This window comes from Geodermatophilus africanus, from assembly GCF_900107105.1.
Classification (GTDB): domain Bacteria; phylum Actinomycetota; class Actinomycetes; order Mycobacteriales; family Geodermatophilaceae; genus Geodermatophilus; species Geodermatophilus africanus.
The window spans coordinates 107,868-130,111 of sequence record NZ_FNOT01000011.1 but is presented as its reverse complement, the minus strand read 5'-3'; the positions used below and the strand labels follow the sequence as shown (position 1 = coordinate 130,111).

The following is a 22,244-nucleotide window of genomic DNA, read 5'->3' as shown; positions in this document are numbered from 1 at the left end:
CCCCGGCGGCGGTGTGACCAGCACCTGGAGGCAGCGATGTCCCTGGAGCAGGACGTGGCGGCGGCCCGCCGTGCCGTCGACGAGCTCGAGGCGGCGTGCACCCCGCTCACCCGGCACTTCGGGGACACCGTGGACGCTCGCCGGCTCAGGGTCGACGTCTCGCGGCTGCGCGACGACCTCGCCCTCCTGTGCGGCGGGGCACGCATGGCCCCCGACGTCCCCGGCTCGTCGGCCGTCGTGTGGGACGACGGCTACGACCCGGGACCCGGCGAGCACCGCCGCGCCGTCCGGTGACGACCGCCTCGCGCGGGACGGGGGCGACCTCCCCGGGCCACGGCGGCGGAGGGCCGACCCCGGGCCGGGCGGCCATCGCGGCGCGGACCCTGCGCACGGACCGGTGGTGGCTGCAGCCGCTGCTGACCGTGCTGGCGCTGGTGGCCTTCGTCGTCTATTCGAGCTTCCGGGCGTTCCAGAACGCGTACTACTTCTCCGAGCCCTACATCTCGCCGTTCTACTCACCGTGCCTCACCACGGCCTGCGAGGGCGACACCTTCCCGAAGCTGTTCACCGGCCCGGACTGGATCTCCCCGGCGATCTACATCCTGGTCTTCCCGCTGGGCATCCGGCTGACCTGCTACTACTACCGGAAGGCCTACTATCGGTCCTTCTGGCTCTCCCCGCCGGCCTGCGCGGTCGCGGAGCCGCACCGGCGCTACACCGGTGAGACGCGCTTCCCCCTCATCGGGCAGAACGTGCACCGCTACTTCCTCTACGCGGCGCTGGTCATCAACGCGATCCTCTTCTACGACGCCGTCCTCGCGTTCCGCGACGAGACCGGCGAGTGGGGGCACATGGGGCTGGGCACGGCGATCCTGCTGGTCAACGCGGTCCTGCTGTTCCTCTACTCGCTGTCGTGCCACTCGTGCCGGCACATCGTCGGCGGCCGGCTCAACTCCTTCTCCCGGCACCCGGTGCGCTACCGCTTCTGGACCGTCGTCTCCCGGCTCAACGCCCGCCACATGCAGTACGCGTGGGCCTCGCTGGCCAGCGTGGCGCTCGCCGACCTCTACGTGTTCCTGCTGGCCACCGGCACGATCTCCGACTTGAGGTTCTTCTGATGGAGTTCGAGAAGCACGCGTACGACGTCGTGGTCGTGGGAGCCGGCGGCGCCGGCCTGCGGGCCGCGATCGCCGCGCACGAGGCAGGCGCCCGCACGGCCGTCGTCTGCAAGTCCCTGCTCGGCAAGGCGCACACCGTCATGGCCGAGGGCGGGATCGCCGCGGCGATGGGCAACGCCTACCCCGAGGACGACTGGCGGGTGCACTTCCGGGACACCATGCGCGGCGGGAAGATGCTCAACCACTGGCGGATGGCCCAGCTGCACGCGCAGGAGGCGCCCGACCGGGTGCGCGAGCTGGAGGACTGGGGCGCGCTGTTCGACCGCACCCCCGACGGGCTGATCAGCCAACGCGACTTCGGCGGCCACCGCTACGCCCGCCTCGCGCACGTCGGCGACCGCACCGGCCTGGAGCTGATCCGCACCCTGCAGCAACGCACCGTCGCGCTCGGCGTGGACGTCTACATGGAGTGCACGGTCACCCGCCTGCTCACCGACGCCGACGGCATCACCGGGGCGTTCGGCTACTGGCGCGAGTCGGGCCGATTCGTCGCCTGGGAGGCCCCGTCGGTCGTGCTGGCCACCGGCGGGATCGGCAAGGCCTACAAGGTCACCTCGAACTCGTGGGAGTACACCGGCGACGGGCACTCCCTGGCGCTGGCGGCCGGCGCCGGGCTGGTGAACATGGAGTTCGTCCAGTTCCACCCCACCGGGATGGTGTGGCCGCCGTCGGTCCGCGGAATCCTGGTCACCGAGAGCGTCCGGGGCGACGGCGGCGTGCTGAAGAACTCCAGCGGCAACCGGTTCATGTTCGACTACATCCCGGACTTCTTCCGCAAGGAGACGGCGGAGACCGAGGACGAGGCCGACCGCTGGTACGACGACAAGAAGAACAATCGACGCCCGCCCGAGCTGCTGCCCCGCGACGAGGTCGCCCGCGCCATCAACAGCGAGGTCAAGGCCGGCCGCGGCTCGCCGCACGGCGGGGTCTTCCTCGACATCGCCAGCCGGCGCCCCGCCGAGTACGTCCGCCGGCGGCTGCCGTCGATGTACCACCAGTTCAAGGAGCTGGCCGACGTCGACATCACCGCCGAGGCGATGGAGGTCGGCCCCACCTGCCACTACGTGATGGGCGGCGTCGAGGTCGACCCGGACACCGCCGCGGCGTCGGTCCCCGGGCTCTTCGCGGCCGGCGAGGTCGCCGGCGGCATGCACGGGTCCAACCGGCTGGGCGGCAACTCGCTGTCGGACCTGCTGGTCTTCGGCCGGCGCGCGGGTGCGGCCGCCGCCGAGCACGCCAGCAAGCGGACCGGCGTGGTCGCGCTGCGCGAGGAGATGCTCGCCGAGGCGGCGCGGGCGGCCCTGGCTCCCTTCGAGCGGGAGGGCGGGGAGAACCCGTACGCGGTGCAGTCCGAGTTGCAGCAGACGATGCACGACCTGGTGGGCATCATCCGCACCGCACCGGAGATGGAGCGCGCGCTGGAGCGGATCGCCGTCCTCCGGGAGCGGGTGGCGGCGCTGTCGGTGGAGGGCCACCGGCAGTACAACCCCGGCTGGCACCTGGCGCTGGACCTGCCGCACCTGCTGGCGGTCAGCGAGTGCATCGCCCGGGCTGCGCTCGCCCGTGAGGAGAGCCGTGGCGGGCACACCCGCGACGACTTCCCCGCCACCGACCCGGACTGGGGGCGCACCAACCTCGTCTGCACCCGGGGACCGGACGGCACGGTGACGCTGACCCGCCAGCCGCTCCCGCAGATGCCGCCGGAGCTGGCCGAGGTCTTCGAGGAGCAGCCGTGACCGAGCCGGGGGAACCGAGCATCGGCGGCACCGACGAGGGCCGCGGCGGTGGAGCCGGTGGCGGGGGCGGGAGCGGCTACGACGCCGCGTTCCGCGTCTGGCGCGGCGATGCCTCCGGCGGGGAGCTGCAGACCTTCACCGTCCGGGTGAACGAGGGCGAGGTCGTCCTCGACGTGATCCACCGCCTCCAGGCCACCCAGGCCGGCGACCTCGCCGTCCGGTGGAACTGCAAGGCCGGCAAGTGCGGGTCCTGCAGCGCGGAGGTCAACGGGCGGCCGCGGCTGATGTGCCTGACCCGGATGAGCACCTTCGCCGAGGACGAGACCGTGACGGTCACCCCGCTGCGGACCTTCCCGGTCATCCGCGACCTGGTCACCGACGTCTCGTACAACTACGAGAAGGCCGCGCAGGTCCCGGCGTTCACCCCCAGGCCCCGGGACCCCGACGGCAACCACCGGATGCAGCAGGTCGACGTGGAGCGGCCGCAGGAGTTCCGCAAGTGCATCGAGTGCTGGCTGTGCCAGGACACCTGCCACGTGATCCGCGACCACGAGGACAACAAGCGCGCCTTCGCCGGGCCGCGGTTCCTCATCCGGCTGGCCGAGCTCGACATGCACCCGCTCGACGTCGTCGACCGGCGGGACGCCGCCCAGGACGAGTTCGGCCTCGGCTACTGCAACATCACGAAGTGCTGCTCCGAGGTGTGCCCCGAGGGCATCCACCTCACCGACAACGGGATCATCCCGCTCAAGGAGCGGGTCGTGGACCGCCGGTTCGACCCGCTCACCTGGCTCGGGTCGAGGATCCGGCGGCGCCCCCGGGACTGAAAGAGGACCCCCTCCTCCCCACCCCTCGCACGCTCGGGGCGGTGCCCTGGAGGGGGCCGTTCCAGTACGTCACCAGGCTCCGGGCGGGACCCGGGACGGGGCCCGGCCCGGGGGCTACTCGTCCTGCTGGGCGGCGGCCCGGCGCTCGGCCCCGGTCTCCCCCGCGTAGCCGACGTCCTGGCCGGCCACCCGCCCGACGAACGTGTCGGACTCGCCGGTGCCCGTGGTGCTGGACGCGTCGGGCTCGTCGCTGTCGCCGCCTCCGGTCGCCCGACTCAGGGCCTGGGCGTCGTCGCGGTCGACGTCGTCCTCACCGGGGCGAGGGTCGGTGTCCATCGTCGGTCTCCCATCGACGTGCGTGTCCTGCGCCGTCCCGTGGTACCCGGGCCATCGCGGTCGCAGACCACCGGCCACCCCCGTCCCGGGCGTCACAGGCGAGCTGGGTGGTTGGCGGGATCTGCCAGCACCCCCTCACCACTTCGTGGGATCCGCTGCACAACCTCGGCCCCGGTTCCGCCGATGGTGGCGGCATGGCACGCCGCCTCTCCCTCGCGAGGACCCAGATCCAGCGCCGGGTCGCCCCCGCGGCCGCGCCCGCCCCCTGGTGGCGCGACGCGGTCGTCTACCAGGTGTACCTGCGCTCGTTCGCCGACAGCGACGGCGACGGCATCGGCGACCTGCGCGGCCTGCGGCAGCGGCTGCCCTACCTCTCCTGGCTCGGCGTGGACGCGGTGTGGATCAACCCGCACTACCCCTCGGGCGGCGCGGACGGCGGCTACGACGTCGTCGACTACCGGGCGGTGGACCCCGACTACGGCGACGTGTCCGACCTCGAGGCGCTGGTGGACGACGCCCGCCGGCTCGGCCTGAAGGTCGTGCTGGACGTCGTCCCCAACCACACCTCGGACCAGCACCCGTGGTTCCAGGCGGCGCTGGCCGACCCGGACTCCCCCGAGGCCGCCCGCTACCACTTCGCGCCGCCGTCGGAGGAGCCGCCGAACAACTGGCAGTCGCTGTTCGGCGGGCCGGCCTGGTCGCGCACCCCGGACGGGCGCTGGTACCTGCACCTGTTCGCCCCGGAGCAGCCCGACCTCAACTGGCGCGACCCGGTCGTGGCCGAGGACTTCGAGCGGACGCTGCGCTTCTGGCTCGACCGCGGGGTGAGCGGGTTCCGCGTCGACGTGGCCTACGGCCTGTACAAGGACGCCGGCCTGCGGGACAACCCGGGCGCCTACTCCCCCACGCTGTTCGGCCACGGCCCCGAGCAGGCGATGACCTGGAACCAGCCCGAGGTGCACGACGTGTGGCGGCGCTGGCGGTCGATCTGCGACGAGTACCCCGACACCATGCTGGTCGGCGAGGTCTGCCTGGCCGACCTCGAGCAGGTCGCGCTCTACTCCCGGCCCGACGAGCTGCACCAGTCGCTGTCGTTCCGGCTGCTGAAGTCACCGTGGGCGGTCGCGCCGTTCGCCGAGGCCATCTCCAGCGCGCTGGACGCCTACGGGCAGGTCGGCGCGCCGGTGTCGTGGGTGCTGGGCAACCACGACAAGGAGCGGCAGGTCACCCGCTTCGGCGGCGGCGAGGTCGGCGCCGCCCGGGCGCGCGCCGCGGCGCTGCTGACGCTGGCGCTGCCGGGCTCGGCCTACCTCTACGCGGGTGACGAGCTGGGCCTGCCGCAGGCGCACGTACCCGACGAGGCCAAGCAGGACCCGATCTTCCACCGCAGCGGCGGCGCCCGCGCCGGCCGCGACGGCTGCCGCGTGCCGATGCCGTGGAACCCCAGCGAGGGCGTCGGCTTCTCCCCCGACGGATCGGCCGAGCCGTGGCTGCCCATCCCCGCCGACTGGAGCCGCTACGCGGTCTCGGTGCAGACCGGCCAGGGCGGGTCCACGCTGACCCTGCACCGCCGGGCGCTGGCGCTGCGCAGGGCGCACCCGGCGTTCGCCTCGGGCTCGGCGACGGTCACCACCCGCGGCGACGTGCTGACCATCCGCTCGGTCGGCGACGGTGAGGTGGTGCGCTGCGTCGTCAACATGGGCGGCGAGACGGTGCTCGCCGGCTGTCCGGGCCAGGTGCTGCTCGCCTCCACCGCGGCGGTGCGGCGTTCCGGCGGCACGGTGGCGCTGCCGCCGAACAGCGCGGTGTGGGTGCTGGAGGACTGAGGACCCGTCCTGCGGACCGACCTGGTGGTCGCGCGTCACCGCTCCCGCGGTGGCGCCACCACCAGCGCGACGCCGAGAGCGGTCACCCCGATCCCCACGAGCGACAGTCCGCTGACCCGCTCGCCGAAGAGCAGGTACGCCTCCACGGCGGTGGCCACCGGCACGAGGTAGTAGAGGCTGGAGACGCCCGCGGCCGTGCCCCGGCGCAGAAGCAGGAGCAGCAGCAGGACGGCGCCGATGGACAGGACCAGCACCAGCCAGACGAAGGCGGCGGTGAACTCGGCGGTCCACCGGATCGCTAGGTCCTCGCTCGCTCCCGCGACCCCCAGCAGCACGGCCGCGGCCGCCGCGTACTGCACCGCCGTCCCCCAGACCAGCGGGATGCGGTCGCCGTGCCGCTTCTGGTAGACGGTGCCGAGCGTCCCCGAGGCGAGTGCCACCAGGCACGCGACGACACCGGCCACCGGCAGCGGCCCCGTCGAGCCGGCGTCGGCGATGCCCGGGCCGACGACCAGTGCGACGCCTCCGACGCCGAGCGAGAGCCCGAGCCACTGGGGCGCCGTGGGCCGCTCGCCGAGCACCCGCGCGGCGAGGACGGCGGTGAGCACCGGCTGCAGGCTGACGACCACCGCCGACACCCCCGCGGGCACCCCCAGCGAGATGCCGTAGAAGACGCCGCCCAGGTAGCCGCCGTGCAGCAGCAGCCCGGCCACCGAGGCGTGGCCGTACTGCCGGCGGGAGGCCATGCCCGCCGAGCCCAGCGCGACGGCCAGGACGGCGAGCAGGACGGCGGCGACACCCAGCCGCAGGCTCAGGAAGGTGAACGGCTCGGCGTAGGGCAGCCCGTACTTGGCGCCGACGAAGCCGGTGCTCCACAGCAGGACGAACAGCGCCGGCCCACCCAGCGTCTGGACCCGCGAGGTCGTCCCCGTCATCGGCCCAGTCTGACGACGCCGAGCCGAGCACCGGCCACCGTCCTCCGCTCCCCCTGGGGCGCCCCGACCTGCCGCCCCGTTCGCACCGTGAGCCGGTGTTCGACGTCCTGTGGCCAGGCGATGCACAGGCCGGCTACGGGGGCCGATCGAGCCACGCCGCAGCCGCCTCATGAGATGGACCGCCGTCCCGGTCGAGCACCGGATCGAGATCGGCCGGCAGTCGGCGGAGACCGTCCTGGAACGGGGCTGTCGGTGGGCGGCTGCCAGCTCGTCCCGAGGCAGTGCCTGGTCCGCCAGTGAGCACCGGTACCTCGTCACCCACGTCGACGGGCGCCTACAGCTGTCGGAGACCTGAGCGGTGATCGCACCGGCTCGAGGGGGTGATCCTGCCGCTCATGACGGCCGACTGAGGCGGTGTCCCGTGGTGGGCGTTCCGGGACACCCGGCCTGGTCGGCTGGCAGGGCGGCGTCACCACGCAGTTCGCCCTCGCTGTCGAGGAGGCGAGCCGGTCGCCGGGCGAGCACGGCACCAACCCGTAGCAGGCCGTTCCGGGACGGGGTCTCGGAGGCGGTCGCGATCAAATCCGGAGCCGAGAGGCTACCCACCCCGCCCCCGGCTTCGCCCCCAGGTGACTCCTGCGGTCGAGGTCCGGGGTCGGCTGCGGGTCGCCGCCAGAAGGACTCCGGGAGCTCGTCGACCTGCTGCGCGGACCGGTCCAGGTCGGCGGCCTGGCCACGGAGCGCCCGGAACACCGGGTCGCCGCTGTCGGCGAGCCGACGGGTCACCTCGGCATTCCTCCGGGCACGCGCGGGCACGGCCTGCCGCAGCGCGGAGCGGTCCTCGTCGTACCCGTAGGCGTCCAGCAACAGGTGCAGGCGCCGGTACCGCTCCGCCACTGGGCGGGACGCGACCGGCCACGCGGATCCCGGGGCGAGCAGCGGCACCCACATCAGAGCCGAGTACGCCAGGTCGAACTCCCGCGACGACGGCCCCGCGACGTCCCAGTCCACGAAGCCGACCAGCCGTCCCCGCCGCCAGACCGCGTTGTACGGCGCCGCGTCGTGGTGGCCGATGACCAGACCCGGTCGCCAGGGCCGGCCGGCGAACCACACCGCCTCCGGCGGTGGCACGAAGCCGACCGTCGCGTCGTGCAGCCGACGCAGCCAGGAGCCGACCTGCGTCAGGGCGTCGTCGGCGGACACCCACGCCGGCCAGGGCGCCTCACCGGCCGTCTCCCCCTCCAGATAGGTGAGCACCTCCCGCCCCGCGTCGTCGAACCCGAGCACCCGGGGCGCCCCGGTGAACCCCGCCCGTTCCAGGTGCCGCAGCACCGCGTGCACCGTCGTCGTCCACCGGCGGACCGGGCGGTGCACCGCGTTCCCGATGCGGACCACGCCGGGCGAGGTCCGGCCCCCGGCGAGCAGCTCCCCGTCCGTCCCACCGACCAGCGGTGCAGCGTCCTCGACCATGATCAGCCCCGCTTCCTGGGTGGAGTCCGGGCGGCCAGACTGCCGGGACCGCGTCCCGGTGGCCACGCCTCTCCGGCATGCGCCCGCCCACGGGACCGGGATCCCGCGGTCGCTCCCTCGCTCCGGCGTCTCCTCGGCTGTACCGCCGCGCCACGGCAGGACGACACCGTCCGTCCGGAGGCGGTCGTCCCCCGGTGGGCCGCTCGGCGGTCGGCCACCGATCAGCCGCCTGGCACCAACTTGATGGCCGGCTACATCTAGTCGGACGCACCTTCGGGCGCCGCGGCCCGCGTGACGTAGCCGAGACCCGCGGGGCGCTCACCGGCCAGGCGCAGCGCCTCGACCGCGCCGACGTCGTCCAGCCCGTCGCGGCCGGTGAGCTCGAAAAGCTCGACCTGCTCCTCGATCCACCGCTGGTGGCCGTTCCACGCGGTCAGCGCGGTGGTGCCCAGCACGGCGCCGATGCGCTCCCACGAGGCCCCGGCGCGCAGGGCGGCGCGGATGCCCCGGTGTTGCGCGTCGTAGGCCTGGCGGGCGACACCGACGCCGAGGTCCAGCAACTCGAGGGACTCGTCGAGGTCCAGCGGCTCGACCTGCCCGCGCAGGTGGTCGGTCCACGTGTGCGAGGGCCGGACGGCGGGTGGCGGAGCCGCCGCGGCCGCGCTGTCCCGCCGGCTCAGGAAGTCCAGCCGGGTCACCGCCGTCACGACCGGGATGTCGGTCCCGAGGAGTCCACGCCTGCCCGTCATGGCGATCGAGGATCGGGGACGTGCGAAGGCCCTGGTCGGACACGGGCGCGCGTGTCGGCGGCCGCGGCGCGGACGCGCGGCCGGGCATCACGCTCCCGACCGGGGAGGTCACCCAGCGCGGCCAGCGGGTGTCAGTCGGCGGTCACCGCGTCGGCCGGGGTCCGCAGCCGGACGGCGTCCAGGCCGACCAGGGCGCCCAGCTCGTCGGCGACCATGACGATCTCGGTGATCCGGCCGTCGACGACGGTGAGGACGTCGATCACCCGCAGCCACAGCTCCCGCCCGGTGGCCGGCACGGGGCCGGCGGACGTCGTCCAGGTGCCGACCTGACGGCCGCCCATCCGGAACGCGACGGCGACCCGGTCCCCCTGCTCGACGACCGACAGGACCTCGCGGCGCACCGGCGCGAAGACGTGCTGCACGGCCCGCGCCCGGTCGACGAGGTCCGCCGGCGACATCGGCGTGCCGTTGACCGTCACCGGGTCGGCGTACACCTCCTGGAAGGCCGCGGCGGCGGCGCCGTCGTCCACCGGCAGGGGTTCCGACCACAGCCGCATCAGCCGCTCGACGTCGAAGGCCACCCACCCAGGCTGGCGACCGCGCTCCGGTCCGGACAGGGCCCGACGTCCCGCCGACGGCCGACGCGCCGGTCGGGGGCCGGCCAGGTGTAGAAGGGAGACTCTGCGCCGTCCGGGACCGGTCGCGCGGGTACCGAGGACGACGAGGGAGCACGGATGACGCTGGCACCGGACGTGGCGACCGACCTGGCGGGGGCGCTGCGCCGGGCGGGGGTCGGCGACGTCGACGACTCCGGCCTGGCCCGGGCGCTGTACTCCTCCGACGGCTCGCTGTACCGGGTGCTGCCCCGCGCGGTGGTGCGGCCGCGGCACCCCGACGAGATCGAGGCCACCCTCGCCGTCTGCCGGGGGCTCGGCGTGCCGTTCACCGCGCGCGGCGCGGGCACCTCGATCGCCGGCAACGCGGTCGGCCCCGGCGTCGTCCTCGACACCAGCCGGTACCTGTCCCGGGTGCACGGCGTCGACCCCGAGGCCCGGACGGCGACCGTCGACCCCGGCGTGGTGCAGGCGGCGCTGCAGGCCGCGGCCCGGCCGCACGGGCTGCGCTTCGGCCCCGACCCGAGCACGCACAACCGCTGCACGATCGGCGGGATGATCGGCAACAACGCCTGCGGCTCGCGCGCCCTGGGTTACGGCCGGACGTCGGACAACGTGGTCGGCCTCGACGTCGTCACCGGCGCCGGCGAGCGGCTGCGGCTCGGGACGGACGGCGCGGCGGGCGGCGGGGTGCTCGACGAGCTGCGCACCCTGGTGGACGGCGAGCTGGCGGCGATCCGCACCGAGCTCGGCCGCTTCGGCCGTCAGGTGTCGGGCTACTCGCTGGAGCACCTGCTGCCCGAGCGCGGCTTCGACGTCGCCCGCGCGCTGGTCGGCAGCGAGGGCACGCTCGCGGTGGTGCTCGGCGCGACCGTGCGGCTGGTCACCGACGCCCCGTTCCGCGGCCTGGTCGTGCTCGGCTACCCGTCGATGGCCCACGCCGCCGACGCCACGCCGGGGCTGCTGCCGCACGAGCCGACCGCCGTCGAGGGCCTCGACCAGCGCATCGTGCAGCGGCTGCGCGACGTCCCCGCGGCCGTCGTGCCCGACCTGCCCCGCGGCGACGGCTGGCTGATCGTCGAGCTGACCGGCGACACGGTCGCCGAGGTCGAGGCGAAGGCGAAGGGCGTACTGGGCGCCGCCGGTGCGCTGGACTCGATGGTGGTCACCGACGTCGCCGAGGCGGCGGCGATCTGGCGGATCCGCGAGGACGGCGCGGGCCTGGCCGCCCGCACCTCCGACGGGCGCCCCGCACACGCCGGCTGGGAGGACGCCGCCGTCCCGGTCGAGCAGCTGGGCGCCTACCTGCGCGACTTCGAGGCGCTGCTCGGGCAGCACGGGCTGCAGGGCGTCCCGTACGGCCACTTCGGCGACGGCTGCGTGCACGTGCGCATCGACTTCCCGCTCGGTCGTGGCGAGGACCGGGGCCGCGAGGCCTACCGGGCCTTCGTCACCGACGCCGCCGTGCTGGTCGCCCGCTACGGCGGGTCGGCGTCCGGCGAGCACGGCGACGGCCGGGCGCGCAGCGAGCTGCTGTCGTCGATGTACTCCCCGCACGTGCTCGGCCTCTTCGAGCGGGTCAAGGCCCTGTTCGACCCGGCCGACGTGCTCAACCCCGGCGTCCTGGTCCGCCCGGCGCGGGTCGAGGACGACATCCGCATGGCCGCCGCCCCCCGGCACACGCACGGCCTGGCGCTGGCCTACCGCCACGACGGCGGCGACTTCTCCGCCGCGGTGCACCGCTGCACCGGGGTCGGCAAGTGCCGGGCCGACCTGCAGGCCGGCGGCGGGGTGATGTGCCCGTCGTGGCCGGCGACGCGGGAGGAGAAGGACACCACGCGCGGCCGGGCCCGGGTGCTGCAGGAGGTGCTCGCGCCGGGCGGGCCGGTGCGGGACTGGCGCTCGCCCGAGGTGCACGACGCGCTGGACCTCTGCCTGTCGTGCAAGGGCTGCTCGCGGGACTGCCCGACCGGCGTGGACATGGCCTCCTACAAGGCCGAGGTGCTGCACCAGTCCTACCGCCGGCGGCTGCGCCCGCGCTCCCACTACACGCTGGGCTGGCTGCCGCGCTGGGCCGACGTCGCCGCCCGCGCGCCCCGGCTGGCCAACGCGGTCACGGGATCGCGGCTGGGCGGCCGGCTGGCCAAGTGGGGCGCCGGCGTCGACCAGCGCCGCTCGCTGCCGGCGTTCGCCGACCGGACGTTCCGCGAGACGTGGGCGGAGCGCCCGGTGGCGGAGGGTGGGGGCCGGCCGGTCGCGCTGTGGGTGGACTCGTTCACCGACCACTTCGACCCCGAGGTCGCGCTCGCCACGGCCGCCGTGCTCGAGGACGCCGGCTACCGGGTGCAGGTGCCCCCGGCCGAGGCGTGCTGCGGGCTGACCTGGATCACCACCGGTCAGCTCGATGCCGCCCGCCGCACGCTGGGCCGCACCGTCGAGCTGCTCGCCCCGCTGGTGGACGACGGCATCCCGGTGGTGGGCCTGGAGCCGTCGTGCACCGCGGTGCTGCGGCACGAGGCCCTGGAGCTTGTGGGCGGGCCGGCCGCGGAACGGGTCGCCGCGGGCACCCGCACGCTGGCCGAGCTGTTGCGCGAGACGCCGGGCTGGACACCGCCGTCCCTCGCCGGGGTGGAGGTCGTCGCCCAGCCGCACTGCCACCACCACGCCGTCCTCGGGTGGGCGACCGACGAGCGGCTGCTGCGCGAGGCCGGCGCCACGGTGACCCGGGTCGGCGGCTGCTGCGGGCTGGCCGGCAACTGGGGCGTCGAGCGCGGCCACCACGACGTGTCGGTGGCGATCGCCGAGCACCAGCTGCTGCCCGCCGTCCGCGCCGCCGGGCCGGACGCCGTCGTGCTGGCCGACGGGTTCTCCTGCCGCACCCAGCTCGACCAGCTCGCCGGCCGTGAGGGCGTGCACCTGGCGCAGCTGCTGGCCCGGGCGCCCCGTGCCTGACGTCGCCGGGTTCGACGACCTGACCGTCGAGGAGCTGCGGCGCCGCGGCGGCCTCAAGTGGTCGCTGTACCCGCAGGCGATCGGGTCCTTCGTCGCGGAGATGGACTTCGGCACCGCGCCGGCGGTGACCGAGGCGCTGCACGCGGCGGTGGACGCCGCGGCGCTCGGCTATCTGCCCCCGGCGCTGCTGCGGGGCATGTCGGAGGCGTACGCGGCGTGGTCGGCCGACCGGTACGGCTGGGCGGTGCCGCCCGAGCGGGTGCGGCCGGTGGCCGACGTCCTGGCCGGCCTGGCCGCCGCGATCGAGCACTTCTCCCGGCCGGGGAGCCCGGTGGTCCTGCCGACCCCGGCCTACATGCCCTTCCTCACGGTGCCGCCTGCGCTGGGCCGCGAGGTCATCGAGGTGCCGATGGTTCGGGACGGCGACCGGTACGTCTACGACCTCGACGCGCTCGACGCGGCGTTCCGCGCCGGCGGGCACCTCCTGGTGCTGTGCGACCCGCACAACCCGATCGGCCGGGTGCTCGAACCGGCGGAGATGACCGCGGTCGCGGAGGTGGTGGACCGGCACGGCGGGCGGGTGTTCTCCGACGAGATCCACGCGCCGCTGGTGTACCCGGGGCACCGGCACGTGCCCTACGCGTCGCTCGGCGAGGTCCCGGCGGCGCACGCGGTCAGCGCCACCTCGGCGTCCAAGGCGTGGAACCTGCCGGGCCTGAAGTGCGCCCAGCTGGTGCTGTCCAACGACGCGGACGCCGAGACCTGGGCGCGGGTGGGGCTGCACGCCGAGCACGGCGCCTCGACCCTCGGCGTCGTGGCGAACACCGCCGCCTACACCGACGGCGCCGGCTGGCTGGCCGACGTCCTGGCGTACCTGGACGGCAACCGCCGGCTGCTGGCCGAGCTGGTCGCCGAGCACCTGCCCGGCGTCCGGTACACCCCGCCGGAGGGCACCTACCTGGCGTGGCTGGACTGCCGCGAGCTGGGGCTGTCCGAGCCGGGCGCGTTCTTCCTCGACCGGGCCGGGGTGGCGCTGACCGACGGGCTGCTGTGCGGGCTGGCGGGTGAGCAGTACGTCCGGCTCAACGTCGCGACGCCGCGGCCGGTGCTGGTGCAAGTCGTCGAGCGGATGGGCGCCGCGCTCGCCGCCGGCTGAGCCCCGGCGGACCAGGTCAGCGACGCTGCTCGGGGATCTGCGCCGCGCGCAGCGGCCCGAACGCCTTCCGGATCTCGGAGGCGAACAGCTCGGGCTCCTCCCAGGCGGCGAAGTGGCCGCCCCGGTCGACCTCGTTGAAGTAGGTGAGGGTGGGGTAGGACCGCTCGACCCAACTCCGCGGGCTGCGCCAGATCTCACCGGGGAACGTGGTGAAGCCGACCGGGACCGTGACCTCCGGAGGAGTCCGGCCTGCTGCACCGGCCTGAGCGGCGACTCCGTAGCTGTCCCAGTACGACCGGGCCGCCGAGGCCCCGGTGCCGGTCAGCCAGTACAGCGTGATGTTGTCGAGGAGGTTGTCCCGGGTGAGGTTCCCCGCGGGCTCCCCGTCGACGAAGGCGCGGAAGATCTTGTGGTAGGAGTCTGTGTCGTGGTCGAGGAGCCAGGCCGCCAAGGCGGCCGGTGAGTCCAGCAGGGCGTAGCCGATTGTCTGCGGGCGGGTGGCCTGCTCCAGGAAGTAGGCGAAGCCCTCCGCCTGGAAGGTGGCGATCGCGGCGAGAGCCGCGCGCTCCTGCTCGCTGTCCGCCGACGGGGGCGCGCCCAGCACCGTCACGAGCAGGTTGGTGTGGATGCCGAGCAGCCCCTCGGGAGCCTGGCGCCCCATCGCGTCGGTGACGCCGGCGCCCACGTCGCCGCCCTGGGCGACGTAGCGCGTGTAGCCGAGGCGGTCCATCAGCTCCGCCCACGCGCGCCCGACGCGGGCGACGTCCCAGCCGACCTCGGTCGGCTCGCCGGAGAAGCCGTAGCCGGGCAGGGACGGCAGCACGAGGTCGAAGGCGTCCTCGGCGCGGCCGCCGTGCGCGGTCGGGTCGGTGAGCGGGCCGATGGAGTCGAGCAGCTCGATCACCGAGCCCGGCCAGCCGTGCGTCATGATCAGCGGCAGCGCGTCCGGGTGCGGCGACCGCACGTGGACGAAGTGGACGTCCACCCCGTCGATCACGGTCGTGAACTGCGGCAGCGCGTTCAGCCGCGCCTCGACCCGGCGCAGGTCGTAGTCGTTCGCCCAGTAGCGGCAGAGCTCCTGCGCCGTCGCCAGCTGCACGCCCTGCGACCGGTCGTCGACCAGCTCCCGGGAGGGCCAGCGCGTCGCGGCGAGCCGGCGGCGCAGGTCGGTGAGCGCCTCCTCCGCGAACTCCACGCGGAAGGGACGGATGGAACTGCCAATCTGTTCTGCGACTGCGGTCATGACGGGCCTCGGGGTCGGGTGCGGGGAAGTTCCGGGCCGGACCTCGAGCACCACGGTGGTAGGGGCCGGGCTTCCAGGACCCGCCCACCCTCACCCTGGCCATCGGAGTGGCGGCAGGGACGAACGGCCCGTCCCCGCATGTCCGCACGCCACGTCACGGACGACTCTCGGCGAGCAGGGTCAGCCCTCTGGCGGGGACGCCGGGAGACCGGCAGGCCTGCGGTCAGCGGGGCAGCCCGGCCAGGAAGGCGTCCGCCTGCTCCCGCCCGGCGTCGAAGAGCCGGCGCAGGAAGGCGGGGTTGCGGTCGAGCTTGCTGGGCAGGTCGAGGTCGAAATCCAGGGTGATCTCCCGGACCTCGATGCGCCGATACGGGGGGCCGAGACGGTCCGCCCACCCGTTGACCTTGCGGATGACGTACAGCTCCTGCTCCAGCGAGAGGTTGCCGGCCAGCTCGTTGCGCCGGTCCGCGATGGCGCCCACCGACTTCGGCTCGGTGGCCCGGGCGCGCGGGTTGATCCGGACCACCCAGATCTCCTCCGGCCCGGCGTCCGGCAGCTCGCGCACCGGTGGGTTCTGGCTGAACAGCCCGTCCCAGTAGAAGCGGCCCCGCTCCTCGACGGCGCGGAAGAGCAGCGGGACGGCGGCCGAGGCGAGCACGGCGTTGACGGTGATCTCCCCGCGCCGGCTGGAGAAGGCCTGGAAGTCGCCGCTGAGGACGTCGACGGCGCCGACGAGCAGCAGCGGCTGGTCCTCCGGCGGGGACTCCTGCAGCCGGGCGAGCCGGTCGACGTCCACGTGGTCGGTCAGCAGGTCGGTGAGGGCGGGACCGGCGACGTCCGGGTAGGCGTACGGGCTCACCGTCGGCAGCGACACCCGCCCCTCCAGCCGAGCCAGACCGACCAGCCAGGCGTTGGCCAGCTTCCCGCTCAGCGTGGTGGCGGCGTTGGCCTCCCAGAAGCGCTCCAGCAGCCGGCCGGCCTCGGCCGCGCCGCCGGTCAGCAGGCCGTACCAGGCCAGCAGGGCGCAGACCGCACCACCGGAGGTGCCGGACAGCGCCACGACCCGGTGGTCCTGGTCGGCCAGCAGGCGCTGCAGCACACCGCCGGTGAACGCCGTGTGGCTGCCGCCGCCCTGACATGCGATCGCGACCGTCCTCACCGTCATCCCCCCTCGACTCCTGTCCACCATCTCGCAGCCGGGCGGTCGCTGCCGCGTCGTCGACACGCCCCGGGGCGAGCGGAGGACCGATGGCCGGACTCGGGGAGGACCCGATCGACGGCGTCAGTCGTCGAGCAGTGCGGCCATGAGCCGCCGCGCCCGCCGCCCCTCGGGCACCGGCAGGAGAGGGTGCACGTGGACGAGACCCGCCTCCTCGTGGTGGTCGACCGGCACACCGGCCGCGCGGGCGCGGCTGACGAGCAACCGGGTGTCCGGGCTGGTGATGTCCCGGGTGCCGCTGAAGACGGTCAGCGGCCCGAGCCCGGCCAGCTCCCCGAACAGCGGGCTGACCAACGGGTCCTTGATCGACAGGTCGCCCCGCCAGAGCTCGATCGCCGCCCGGGTGCCCGGCCGGGCGAGCCACGGGTCCTGCGGCTCGACGAGGTCGATCTCGGGGTTGTCCAGGGTCAGGTCCAGCGCGGGCGAGACGAGCACCGTCCGGTGCAGCGGCGGCACGCCCCGGTCCCGGAGGAGCTGCGCCGCGGACAGCACGATCTGCCCGCCGGCCGAGTCACCCAGGGCGGCGACCTGCCCGGCGCCGTACCGGTCGACCAGCGCGGCGACCAGGTCGGCGACGGCCGGCACGACCGTCGCCGCGGTCCCCACGGGCGCCAGCGGGTAGATCGGGACGGTGATCGCGGTGCCGCTGCGGGCGGCGAGCCCGGCGACCAGCCGCCAGTGCAGCGGGTGGATCTGGTTGACCCAGGCGCCGCCGTGGACGTAGACGGCGGCACGGGTCGGCGTGCGGTGTCGCGGCAGGACGCGGTAGACCGGCCAGCCGGTGTCGTGCCGGACGTCGACCTCGATCTCGACCGAGCGCAGTCCCCTTGGCGGCCCGTACGGGACGGGGCGCACCATGCGGTCCCGCACGCCGCGCAGCATGGCCTCCGGGTCGGCGAACTCCCGCCGGAACCCGAACAGTCGGAACAGCGCGGGCAGCGAGCGGCTGACGGTGCTCGGCATGGGGTCCTCTCGGGCTCGGGTGGGGCGGGTGTCCACGGCAGCCTGCACCAGCGGCCGGGACACGGCACGGGGGGCCGGTCACCGACGCTGGGGACGGCCGGCCGCCGCGTCAGTCGCTCGGCGGGGCGGGGGGTGCTCCGGTCGGTGGGGTGCCGCCGGGCGGCGTGCCACCGGGGACGCCGGAGGGCGCGCCGTCGCCGCCGAGCCCGCCGCCGGTCGGGGTCGTGCCGGTGTCCACGCCGACGGCGAGCCGGACGGTGTAGCCGCTCGCGACGTCCACCGCCGCGGCCGGAGCACGTCGATGGGAGCGGCGCCGTTCGGTCCGTCAGCGGCGCAGGACCCGCACCAGGCGGCGGACGCCGGTGTAGGTCACCGCGGCACCGGCCACCCACGGCCCGGCGACGACGACCGGGTCGAGCACCTGGTGGCGGGCGTCGCTGCGGCCGCGCCGCGAGCGCAGCCCGCCGTGGGTGAGCTCGCTCCGCAGCCCGGACGCCGGCACGTCGGGGCGCCTGGAGGCGAACGAGCGCAGGTGGCTCCCCCACGCGTCGATCCGGTCGCCGACGATGAGCAGCAGCCAGTGCGCCAGACGGCCCTCGCTGAAGCGCCGGTAGGCGAACCGGCGCACGCCGCCCGACAGTCCCCGCAGCGGCTGGGCGGTGCCGAAGACCGGGGTCACGAAGGCGTGCTCGATCGACCGTTCCCTGCCCTCGCCGCCGGGCTGCCGCTCCGGGAAGTCCCAGTGCGCACCGGTGTCCGCCGGGTACTGCAGCTTCGGGTACGAGGGCCGGTCCGCGGGGTCGAGGTCAGCGCCCCAGCCGGGGATCCGGGCCCGCAGCTCCTCGCGGGTCGGCGGCGGGGTGCGCTTGTCCCGGACGTAGGCGCTCGGGATGTCGGGGTCGGTCACGGTCGCTCCCTCAGGCCGCGCTGGGCAGGATCAGCGGCTTGATGCAGCCGTCGAGCTTGGCGGAGAACACGTGGTAGGCCTCGGCGACGTCCTCCAGCGGGAACCGGTGGGTGACCATCGCCCGCGGCGTCAGGTGGCCGTTGCGCACGTGCTCGAACATCCGCGGCCACTGCCGCTTCACCGGTGTCTGGTTCATCCGCAGCGTGAGCCCCTTGTTCAGCGCGTCGCCGAACTTCACCGCGTTGGGGATCGGCCCGTACGCGCCGACCACGGAGACGGTGCCGCCCTTGCGCACCCCGTCGATGGCCCAGTTCAGCGCGACCGGCGAGCCGCCCTGCAGCTTGAGCTTGGTCCCGGTCACGTGCTGCAGGAGGTTGCCGTGGGCCTCCGCGCCGACCGCCTCGATGACGACGTCGGCGCCGAGGAAGTCGGTCTGCTTCTTCAGCTCGACCACGACGTCGTCGTGCTCGTCGTAGTCGAGCACCTCGGCGTAGGCCATGGTCCGCGCCTTCTCCAGCCGCTCCTGCAGGTGGTCGACGACGATGACCCGGCCCGCGCCCATGAGCCACGAGGACTGGGCGGCGATCAGGCCGACCGGCCCGGCACCGAGGACGACGACCGTGTCGCCCTCGGCGATCCCGCCCAGCTGCGCGCCGAAGTAGCCGGTCGCGGCGGCGTCGGTCAGCAGGACGGCGTCCTCGTCGTGCATCCAGTCGGGGATCCGCACCGGCCCGACGTCGGCGAACGGCACCCGCACGTACTGCGCCTGGCCGCCGTCGTAGCCGCCGGTGGTGTGCGAGTAGCCGTAGATGCCGCCGACCGCCGTGGCGTTCGGGTTCACGTTGTGGCAGTTGGAGTACAGCCCGCGGGCGCAGAACCAGCACGACCCGCAGGAGATGTTGAACGGCACCATGACCCGGTCGCCGACCTGCAGGTGCTGCACCGACGACCCGACCTGCTCCACGACGCCGATGAACTCGTGACCGAAGGTGTGGCCGATCCGGGTGTCCGGCATGAGGCCGTGGTAGAGGTGCAGGTCCGAGCCGCAGATCGCGGCCAGCGTGACCCGCAGGATCGCGTCGTTGGGGTGCTCGATGCGGGGGACGTCCTTCTCCTCGACCCGCACCGCGTAGGGACCCCGGTAGACCATGGCCCGCATCGCAGGACCTCCTCGCACTCGCGCACGGCGCCGTGCCGCACCGGCCGGCCGGACCGGCTCTCCGGCGTCCCCTCGCACCCTGACCGACCTGCCGGCCGGCGGCCAGTCGGGACCGGCCGGCGCAGCACGTCCTCCGGACGGGTGAGGCGCTCCGGACGGCGCTGGAGAGCCGTGGTCGTGACGCCGAGGACAGCTGCATGTTCCAGGGACTGCACCAGTGGCTCGCGACGGCCCTGCCCGAGGGCCGCCACCTGCCCCACGAGGTCTGGCACCGGCGTCACCGGGCCGTCCTCCGGGTCGCCGCCGCGCAGGCGGGAGGGCTGGGGGTCCTGGCGCTGCTGCTCGGCCGATCGCCGCTGATCGCCCTGCTGCTCGCGCTCGCGGTCGCCTACCCGCTGGTGTTCACGGCCCTGCCCGGTGCCGGCCGCGGCCTGCGCTCCGCCGCGGCGACGGCCAGCCTGCTCGCCGCCTCGGTCGTCCTGGTCTACCTCCTGGAAGGCCTCACCGAGGCGCACTTCCACTTCTTCGTCATGGTCGGGCTCGCGGCGCTGTACCAGAACTGGGTGCCCTTCGGGATGGCGCTGGTCGTCGTCCTCGCCCACCACGGCGTCGTCGGGACGCTGTTGCCGCACGCGGTCTTCGGGCACGGCAGCGCGCAGCACTCGCCGTGGACGTGGACCCTGGTGCACGGGGCGTTCGTGCTGGCCGCGTCCCTGGCCCACCTCGCTGCCTGGCGGCTCAACGAGCAGCAGGGGCTGCGCGACCCGCTCACCGGCCTGGCCAACCGCACGCTGCTGCTGGAGACCACCGCGCGGATGCTGGCCCAGCGGTCCGGTCCCACGAGCGTGCTGTTCCTGGACCTCGACGACTTCAAGGACGTCAACGACTCCCGCGGCCACGCCGCGGGCGACGAGCTGCTGACGACGGTGAGCGAGCGGCTCGTGGGCTGCGTGCGCTCGGTCGATCAGGTGGCCCGGCTCGGCGGCGACGAGTTCGCCGTCGTGGTCGCGGGCTCCGCCCAGACGGCCGCGGAGGTCGGCGAGCGCCTGCTCGGCGCCCTCGTCGACCCGGTCGTCGTCGATGGCCGGCCGGTCCACGTGCGGGTGAGCATCGGCGTCGCCGACTCCACCACCGCCGGGGACCGCTCCGCCGACACGCTGCTGCGCAACGCCGACCTGGCGATGTACCTCGCCAAGTCCTCGGGCAAGAACCGCGTGGTCGTCTACGCGGAGGGAATGGAGCTGGCCGCCCAGTCCAAGGCCGAGCTCATCACCGACCTCGACTCCGCCGTCGCCGCCGGGCAGCTCGCCGTCCACTACCAGCCGACCGTCGAGCTGGCCGAGGGCGCGACCACCGGCTACGAGGCGCTGCTGCGCTGGCAGCACCCCACACGCGGGCTCGTCCCGCCCCTGGAGTTCATCCCGCTGGCCGAGGAGAGCGGCGCCATCGTCGAGATCGGCCGCTGGGTGCTCACCGAGGCGACCGCCCAGGCCGCGCGGTGGTCCCGGGGGGCCGGCCGGCCGATCGACATCGCGGTCAACCTCTCGGCGCGGCAGCTGATCGACGACGACGTGGTGGCCACCGTCCGCGGCACCCTGGCCGCCAGCGGGCTGCCCGCCGCGCAGCTGACCCTCGAGGTGACCGAGAGCGTCCTCATCGAGGACGTCGAGGCCGTGGTCGACAGCCTGCGCGCGCTGCGCGGGCTGGGCGTCCGCATCGCCATCGACGACTTCGGCACCGGCTACTCGAGCCTGTCCTACCTGCGCCGGCTGCCCGCTGACGTCGTGAAGATCGACCGCAGCTTCGTGCAGGACCTGGGCTCGGGCGGCCGGTCGACCACCCTGGTGGCCTCGATCATCGAGCTGGCGCGCAGCCTGGACCTCGAGGTGGTCGCCGAGGGCGTCGAGACCGAGGAGCAGCACGCCGTCCTCGGCCGGCTGGCCTGCTCCCACGCGCAGGGCTACCTGTTCGGCCGCCCCCGGCCCGCCGCCGCCCAGGCGTTCCCGGCCCAGGTGGAGGTCGCCCCGGCCCACCCGGGGCCGCTGCTCGCCGTCGTCCCCTGACCGGCCCCGGTCAGGACGGCCGGTCGCCCACGGCGACCGGCCGGTCCGGATCGGTGCTGTACTGCGACCACGAGCCCGGGTGGAGCCGCCCCTGCGGCAAGCCCGCGAGCTCCAGCGCGAGCAGGTCGTGGCACGCCGTCACCCCGGAGCCGCAGTAGGCGACGACGTCGCTGTCGCGGGTGACCCCGGCCGCGGCGAACGTCGCGCGCAGCTGCTCGACGGGCCGGAAACGGTCGTCGGCACCGAGGTTGGCGCGAGCGGGCACGTTGACCGCGCCGGGCACGTGGCCGGCGCGCGGGTCCACCGGCTCGCGCTCCCCCCGGTACCGCTCGGGGTCGCGCGCGTCGAGCACCACCGCGGCCGGGTCGAGGACGTCGTCGACCCCCGCCAGCCGGTCGGCCGGCCACGGGCGGGGGGTGAAGACCGCCGGCGCCCGCTCCGGGACGGCCTGCTCCAGCGGCCCGTCCCACGCCGCCGTGCCGCCGTCCAGGAGCGCGGCGTCGTGCCCGGTCACCCGCAGCAGCCACACCAGCCGGGCGGCGACCACCCCGCCGGCGTCGTCGTAGGCCACCACGGGATCGTCGTCGCCGATGCCGAGCGCGGCCATCCCCGCCGCGAACACCTCCGGCTCCGGCAGCGGGTGCCGCCCGGTCCCGGGCCCGGCGTGCGCGGCCAGCGTGCGGTCGAGGTCGACGAAGACCGCACCCGGCAGGTGCCCGGCGTCGTAGGCGACACGGCCGGACCGGCCGTCGAGGTACCAGCGGACGTCGGCGAGCACGACCTCGCCGCGGTGCTCGCGCAGCCAGGACACGTCGACGACGGGGGGCAGCATGGCGGCGACCCTACGACCGCGCTCCCCGGCCCGGCGGCCCTTCGACTGTCGTGGGACCGGGACCGGGGCCGGCGCCGGG

20 protein-coding genes are annotated in these 22,244 nt (G+C 74.8%); 8 read left to right on the top strand and 12 right to left on the bottom strand.

What is annotated here, in order from left to right; genetic code table 11:
* Positions 1-36 precede the first annotated feature (36 nt).
* Genes BLW63_RS18490 through BLW63_RS18475 form a run of 4 tightly spaced genes read left to right on the top strand, consistent with a single transcriptional unit; the run spans position 37 to position 3,741 of the window.
* Positions 37-294, top strand: coding sequence for a hypothetical protein (locus tag BLW63_RS18490; protein WP_091159486.1), 258 nt, complete (start codon positions 37-39; stop codon positions 292-294).
* Entirely contained in the window at positions 291-1,118 is an 828-nt protein-coding gene (locus tag BLW63_RS18485) for a hypothetical protein (protein WP_091159483.1), read from the top strand. The genes BLW63_RS18490 and BLW63_RS18485 overlap by 4 nt, the downstream gene beginning before the upstream one ends.
* Positions 1,118-2,914, top strand: coding sequence for a fumarate reductase/succinate dehydrogenase flavoprotein subunit (locus BLW63_RS18480; RefSeq protein WP_170856845.1), 1,797 nt, complete (start codon positions 1,118-1,120; stop codon positions 2,912-2,914). The genes BLW63_RS18485 and BLW63_RS18480 overlap by 1 nt, the downstream gene beginning before the upstream one ends.
* Positions 2,911-3,741, top strand: a complete 831-nt coding sequence (locus BLW63_RS18475; protein ID WP_244522659.1) for a succinate dehydrogenase/fumarate reductase iron-sulfur subunit — start codon at positions 2,911-2,913, stop codon at positions 3,739-3,741. The genes BLW63_RS18480 and BLW63_RS18475 overlap by 4 nt, the downstream gene beginning before the upstream one ends.
* A gap of 114 nt (positions 3,742-3,855) precedes the next feature.
* On the opposite strand, the gene BLW63_RS18470 is transcribed toward BLW63_RS18475, so the two are convergent.
* Positions 3,856-4,077 carry a hypothetical protein gene (locus BLW63_RS18470; RefSeq protein ID WP_091159480.1) on the bottom strand — a complete coding sequence of 74 codons (222 nt, stop codon included), beginning with the start codon at positions 4,075-4,077 and terminating at the stop codon, positions 3,856-3,858.
* Between the two features lie 194 nt (positions 4,078-4,271).
* Between BLW63_RS18470 and BLW63_RS18465 the strand changes: the two genes are divergently transcribed.
* Complete coding sequence (locus BLW63_RS18465; RefSeq protein ID WP_091159477.1) at positions 4,272-5,903, top strand: glycoside hydrolase family 13 protein; 1,632 nt, start codon at positions 4,272-4,274, stop codon at positions 5,901-5,903.
* Between the two features lie 35 nt (positions 5,904-5,938).
* Here the strand turns inward: BLW63_RS18465 and BLW63_RS18460 are convergent, their stop codons facing one another.
* The 4 genes from BLW63_RS18460 to BLW63_RS18440 all read right to left on the bottom strand — a co-directional run bounded on the left by BLW63_RS18460 (position 5,939) and on the right by BLW63_RS18440 (position 9,638).
* On the bottom strand, positions 5,939-6,838 hold the full coding sequence (locus BLW63_RS18460) for a DMT family transporter (protein WP_091159474.1): 900 nt from the start codon (positions 6,836-6,838) through the stop codon (positions 5,939-5,941).
* 393 nt (positions 6,839-7,231) lie between these two features.
* Positions 7,232-8,374: a phosphotransferase gene (locus tag BLW63_RS18450; protein WP_244522658.1), complete on the bottom strand. Its 1,143-nt coding sequence runs from the start codon at positions 8,372-8,374 to the stop codon at positions 7,232-7,234.
* A gap of 191 nt (positions 8,375-8,565) precedes the next feature.
* Positions 8,566-9,057 (bottom strand): hypothetical protein, encoded by a 492-nt coding sequence (locus BLW63_RS27440; RefSeq protein WP_211517174.1) that lies wholly within the window; start codon positions 9,055-9,057, stop codon positions 8,566-8,568.
* A gap of 131 nt (positions 9,058-9,188) precedes the next feature.
* Positions 9,189-9,638, bottom strand: coding sequence for an ester cyclase (locus BLW63_RS18440; protein WP_091159469.1), 450 nt, complete (start codon positions 9,636-9,638; stop codon positions 9,189-9,191).
* A gap of 153 nt (positions 9,639-9,791) precedes the next feature.
* Between BLW63_RS18440 and BLW63_RS18435 the strand changes: the two genes are divergently transcribed.
* Both BLW63_RS18435 and BLW63_RS18430 read left to right on the top strand, forming a co-directional pair.
* Positions 9,792-12,623 carry an FAD-binding and (Fe-S)-binding domain-containing protein gene (locus BLW63_RS18435; RefSeq protein ID WP_091159466.1) on the top strand — a complete coding sequence of 944 codons (2,832 nt, stop codon included), beginning with the start codon at positions 9,792-9,794 and terminating at the stop codon, positions 12,621-12,623.
* Positions 12,616-13,779 carry a MalY/PatB family protein gene (locus tag BLW63_RS18430; RefSeq protein ID WP_091159602.1) on the top strand — a complete coding sequence of 388 codons (1,164 nt, stop codon included), beginning with the start codon at positions 12,616-12,618 and terminating at the stop codon, positions 13,777-13,779. The genes BLW63_RS18435 and BLW63_RS18430 overlap by 8 nt, the downstream gene beginning before the upstream one ends.
* A gap of 16 nt (positions 13,780-13,795) precedes the next feature.
* Here the strand turns inward: BLW63_RS18430 and BLW63_RS18425 are convergent, their stop codons facing one another.
* The 6 genes from BLW63_RS18425 to BLW63_RS18405 all read right to left on the bottom strand — a co-directional run bounded on the left by BLW63_RS18425 (position 13,796) and on the right by BLW63_RS18405 (position 19,270).
* Positions 13,796-15,022: an epoxide hydrolase family protein gene (locus BLW63_RS18425; RefSeq protein WP_091159463.1), complete on the bottom strand. Its 1,227-nt coding sequence runs from the start codon at positions 15,020-15,022 to the stop codon at positions 13,796-13,798.
* Positions 15,023-15,245: 223 nt separating this feature from the next.
* Positions 15,246-16,187, bottom strand: coding sequence for a patatin-like phospholipase family protein (locus BLW63_RS18420; protein WP_244522657.1), 942 nt, complete (start codon positions 16,185-16,187; stop codon positions 15,246-15,248).
* A 117-nt stretch (positions 16,188-16,304) separates the two neighbouring features.
* Positions 16,305-17,204, bottom strand: coding sequence for an alpha/beta hydrolase (locus tag BLW63_RS18415; protein WP_091159458.1), 900 nt, complete (start codon positions 17,202-17,204; stop codon positions 16,305-16,307).
* A 109-nt stretch (positions 17,205-17,313) separates the two neighbouring features.
* Complete coding sequence (locus tag BLW63_RS26250) at positions 17,314-17,484, bottom strand: hypothetical protein (protein ID WP_211517173.1); 171 nt, start codon at positions 17,482-17,484, stop codon at positions 17,314-17,316.
* Positions 17,485-17,529: 45 nt separating this feature from the next.
* The gene (locus tag BLW63_RS18410) at positions 17,530-18,111 is read right to left on the bottom strand and encodes a hypothetical protein (protein ID WP_091159456.1); all 582 of its coding nucleotides are present in this window, start codon (positions 18,109-18,111) and stop codon (positions 17,530-17,532) included.
* Between the two features lie 10 nt (positions 18,112-18,121).
* Positions 18,122-19,270, bottom strand: coding sequence for a zinc-dependent alcohol dehydrogenase (locus BLW63_RS18405; RefSeq protein WP_091159454.1), 1,149 nt, complete (start codon positions 19,268-19,270; stop codon positions 18,122-18,124).
* A 197-nt stretch (positions 19,271-19,467) separates the two neighbouring features.
* Here BLW63_RS18405 and BLW63_RS18400 point away from each other — a divergent pair, with 197 nt between their 5' ends.
* A complete protein-coding gene (locus tag BLW63_RS18400; protein WP_091159451.1) occupies positions 19,468-21,333 on the top strand; it encodes a putative bifunctional diguanylate cyclase/phosphodiesterase in 1,866 nt (621 codons plus the stop codon).
* A 10-nt stretch (positions 21,334-21,343) separates the two neighbouring features.
* On the opposite strand, the gene BLW63_RS18395 is transcribed toward BLW63_RS18400, so the two are convergent.
* Positions 21,344-22,165 carry a sulfurtransferase gene (locus tag BLW63_RS18395; protein ID WP_091159449.1) on the bottom strand — a complete coding sequence of 274 codons (822 nt, stop codon included), beginning with the start codon at positions 22,163-22,165 and terminating at the stop codon, positions 21,344-21,346.
* Positions 22,166-22,244 lie beyond the last annotated feature (79 nt).

Coding starts and splice junctions, on each gene's coding strand:
- BLW63_RS18415 (WP_091159458.1), bottom strand. CDS start 17,204: ATGCCGAGCACCGTCAGCCGCTCGCTGCCCGCGCTGTTCCGACTGTTC.
- BLW63_RS18400 (WP_091159451.1), top strand. CDS start 19,468: ATGTTCCAGGGACTGCACCAGTGGCTCGCGACGGCCCTGCCCGAGGGC.
- BLW63_RS18435 (WP_091159466.1), top strand. CDS start 9,792: ATGACGCTGGCACCGGACGTGGCGACCGACCTGGCGGGGGCGCTGCGC.
- BLW63_RS27440 (WP_211517174.1), bottom strand. CDS start 9,057: ATGACGGGCAGGCGTGGACTCCTCGGGACCGACATCCCGGTCGTGACG.
- BLW63_RS18465 (WP_091159477.1), top strand. CDS start 4,272: ATGGCACGCCGCCTCTCCCTCGCGAGGACCCAGATCCAGCGCCGGGTC.
- BLW63_RS18470 (WP_091159480.1), bottom strand. CDS start 4,077: ATGGACACCGACCCTCGCCCCGGTGAGGACGACGTCGACCGCGACGAC.
- BLW63_RS18395 (WP_091159449.1), bottom strand. CDS start 22,165: ATGCTGCCCCCCGTCGTCGACGTGTCCTGGCTGCGCGAGCACCGCGGC.
- BLW63_RS18460 (WP_091159474.1), bottom strand. CDS start 6,838: ATGACGGGGACGACCTCGCGGGTCCAGACGCTGGGTGGGCCGGCGCTG.
- BLW63_RS18425 (WP_091159463.1), bottom strand. CDS start 15,022: ATGACCGCAGTCGCAGAACAGATTGGCAGTTCCATCCGTCCCTTCCGC.
- BLW63_RS18405 (WP_091159454.1), bottom strand. CDS start 19,270: ATGCGGGCCATGGTCTACCGGGGTCCCTACGCGGTGCGGGTCGAGGAG.
- BLW63_RS18490 (WP_091159486.1), top strand. CDS start 37: ATGTCCCTGGAGCAGGACGTGGCGGCGGCCCGCCGTGCCGTCGACGAG.
- BLW63_RS18480 (WP_170856845.1), top strand. CDS start 1,118: ATGGAGTTCGAGAAGCACGCGTACGACGTCGTGGTCGTGGGAGCCGGC.
- BLW63_RS18420 (WP_244522657.1), bottom strand. CDS start 16,187: ATGACGGTGAGGACGGTCGCGATCGCATGTCAGGGCGGCGGCAGCCAC.